At 34.7% G+C, this 490-nt stretch carries 1 protein-coding gene; it reads left to right on the top strand.

What is annotated here, in order from left to right; genetic code table 11:
* Positions 1-29: 29 nt before the first annotated feature.
* A partial coding sequence (locus E3U55_RS17100) for a transposase (RefSeq protein WP_134341681.1) occupies positions 30-490 on the top strand: 461 nt, incomplete at its 3' end.

Below are 490 nucleotides of genomic sequence, written 5' to 3'. Positions count from 1 at the left end.
ATAAGTAGTACATAAAAGTGAGGGATTGGATGATTGAACGTCAACTTTCGTTAGACATTAGTGAATTCTCTGGATTATACGATGCTATAATTCCGGAAGATCATTTACTGAGACAAATTAATGAGCTAGTCGATTTTACATTTGTTTACGATGAATTGAAGGATAAATATTGTCATGACAATGGACGGAACGCCGTCCATCCTATACGTATGTTTAAATATCTTTTACTTAAAACGATATATAATCTTTCCGATGTAGATCTTATTGAGCGTGCACGTGTTGATATGTCCTTTAAGTATTTTCTTGATATGGCACCAGAAGATGATGTTATTGACCCAAGTTTATTAACACACTTTCGCCGTAGGCGATTAAAAGACGAGAATCTTCTTGACCTTTTGGTTGGGAAAACAGTCGAGTTAGCTGTTAAGCACGATATTATCCAATCTAAATCAATTATTGTTGATGCTACACATACAAAGGCAAGATACAA

The organism is Filobacillus milosensis (genome assembly GCF_004402015.1).
GTDB lineage: Bacteria > Bacillota > Bacilli > Bacillales > Alkalibacillaceae > Filobacillus > Filobacillus milosensis.
This window is presented reverse-complemented; position numbering and strand designations above follow the sequence as displayed.